Source organism: Streptomyces sp. NPDC007162 (assembly GCF_040634175.1).
In the GTDB taxonomy this organism is placed as follows: domain Bacteria; phylum Actinomycetota; class Actinomycetes; order Streptomycetales; family Streptomycetaceae; genus Streptomyces.
Genome location: NZ_JBEYFC010000925.1, coordinates 1 through 1,959 on the forward strand (window position 1 = coordinate 1; position 1,959 = coordinate 1,959).

Annotated in this window: 2 protein-coding genes and 3 pseudogenes; 3 read left to right on the forward strand and 2 right to left on the reverse strand. The window is 68.7% G+C overall.

The window, feature by feature from the left end; genetic code table 11:
- Nucleotides 1-762, forward strand: a 762-nt coding sequence (locus ABZ646_RS45895) for a hypothetical protein (RefSeq protein ID WP_360533547.1), incomplete at its 5' end; no start/stop codon positions are given.
- 70 nt (nucleotides 763-832) lie between these two features.
- Here the strand turns inward: ABZ646_RS45895 and ABZ646_RS45900 are convergent.
- A pseudogene (locus tag ABZ646_RS45900) lies at nucleotides 833-916 on the reverse strand (DNA-binding response regulator); the annotation flags it as partial.
- A 194-nt stretch (nucleotides 917-1,110) separates the two neighbouring features.
- Here ABZ646_RS45900 and ABZ646_RS45905 point away from each other — a divergent pair.
- Both ABZ646_RS45905 and ABZ646_RS45910 read left to right on the forward strand, forming a co-directional pair.
- Nucleotides 1,111-1,248 (forward strand): annotated as a pseudogene (locus tag ABZ646_RS45905) (DUF6193 family natural product biosynthesis protein); the annotation flags it as partial.
- A gap of 82 nt (nucleotides 1,249-1,330) precedes the next feature.
- On the forward strand, nucleotides 1,331-1,543 hold the full coding sequence (locus ABZ646_RS45910; protein WP_360533550.1) for a DUF6193 family natural product biosynthesis protein: 213 nt from the start codon (nucleotides 1,331-1,333) through the stop codon (nucleotides 1,541-1,543).
- Here ABZ646_RS45910 and ABZ646_RS45915 read toward each other — a convergent pair.
- Nucleotides 1,522-1,959, reverse strand: a pseudogene (locus ABZ646_RS45915) (hypothetical protein); the annotation flags it as partial. The gene ABZ646_RS45910 and the pseudogene ABZ646_RS45915 overlap by 22 nt on opposite strands.

Consider the following 1,959-nt stretch of genomic DNA (forward strand, 5'->3'; position numbering starts at 1 on the left):
GACATCATCGTCAGCACCGTGGGTCTGCTCCGCCGACTGGTCAGCGACCAGTCGCTGGGCGGACACCACCGTGTGATCGCGGCGCTGGTGCTGACCGATTTCGACCAGGCGGCCGGCATCGAACTGACCCGCGGACTCGCCCACGACGCCACACTGGACGGCCTCAGTCGCACGCTTGCGGCTGAGGAACTCGCCAGATCCGGCCTGGGGGAAGCCGCCCCCATCCTCCGCGCGCTCGCCCAGGACGGAACCCTGGACGCCTACGACCGCGCGGCCGCCATATGGACAGCGACCAGACTCGATCCAGCGGGCGATCCGCGCGCGGCACTGGCGATGGCCGCATTCGACTCGGCGTTCGCCCTCCAGCACCTGAACGCTCTCGGCCGTGATCGCGCCGTGCCCTCGCATGAGCGATTGAAAGCGGCGGAGCAGCTGACGGAGCTCACCCCCTCCGAAGGGGCGGAGCTGCTGCACTTCCTCGCGCACGACTCCACCATGGCCGACCGCGAGCGTGTGTCGGCGGCGGCGTCCCTGTCGGACACCAATCCCAGCGGCGCCGAACTGCTCGAGAAGCTCGCTCTCGCCCCCACGACGGACAGCTTCAGCCGTCTGTGGGCCGCCAAACGGCTGTGGCAGCGCGACCCGCAGCTGGCGCGGACGGCACTTCGCGCGCTCCAGCAGGACACGACCGTCGCACCCAGCATCCGCTATCAGGCCTCGGTGCTGCTCGCCAGGTCCCGGGACTCCATGCCGGACCGATGAAACGGCCGCCCCCTTGCCCGCAGCACCGCGTCCGACGACGCGACCTCAAGCGGCCCTGGCGGACAGCCCCGCTTCCGCCGGCCGCCACCCGGTGCAGCGCGTCCAGGAACTCCTCGACCCGGCCCACCCGTTCCTTGAGCAGGTAGCCGAGGCCGCCGTAAAGAGCCCCGTCACCGCGGCGGTGTTCCGGCGCGAGCGCCAGGTCGACGAGCATCCGCACCGGCCGTCCAGCGCGTCGCCCCGCAAGGTCAGGCGTCCCGCAGGACGCCCTGATGTGATCAAGTTCAAGGGATTGTCCGATCAAGTCAGTGTCCCCGGTCGGCCGCACCCCTCGTGCACGATGGTGACGTGAACGGAGATGCAGCGCGCGACGCCGCCGTTGAAGCAGGCTGGCAGGCAGTACGAGACAACGGGCGAGTACGAGGGGAACTGTTGGAAGCGGCCTACGCCGAGCCGTCCCTGCGGCAACTGTTCCCCTGGACCGGGATGGGAGAACTCCACTTCAGCCGTTGCACCGGACAGCGGTGGACCTGGGACATCCCTTACATTCAGCCCGCTGCGGGGGGGCATGTACTGGGTCTCCGGCCCGCTCCGAAACCAGACGGTCGGCCCGGCGGCTACAGCACAGGAGGCCGTCGCCATGGTGGTCCAGCGTCTTCCGGCGTGCTGCGGTCCTGCCTTCCTGGGCACCCCGGAAGAACTCGCGGCTCACGAAGCGACTGTGAAGAGGCACCGGACGGACGGAGGTGGAAAGACAGGTCAAACGGCGGCGGGAAGGTAGTACCAGTCTTGGTAGTGGTTCTCGCCGTGTGCGTTGCAGCCGTTCTCCGGAAACCCGTAGGTGTCCCCGTAGCCGCCGTCGAGGCAGACCCGGTACTGGAAGTTGAAGTAGTTGATGTAGCCGTCCGCGCTACGGGTACTTGCCCATTCCTGGGCAGCAGAGTTGTTGCAGGGGCGCGGAGACACCTCGTTTCCGAATCCCGCCGGCTGCGCGACCTGGTTCAGGACCGTGAGGCACTCGCCCGAGCGTTGACTGCGGATCGCAACGTTGGCGTAGGCGCCGCCCGGTGCGTCAGGATAGGCGGAATAAACGTGCCAGTTGTCCCCACGCACGCGAAGAGCGCCAGCTGGGTGGCCAGCAAAAGACCGACGCGCCCGCTGACGGCGCGCCAGTTCCGCCGCGCGAGCCGGGGCCAC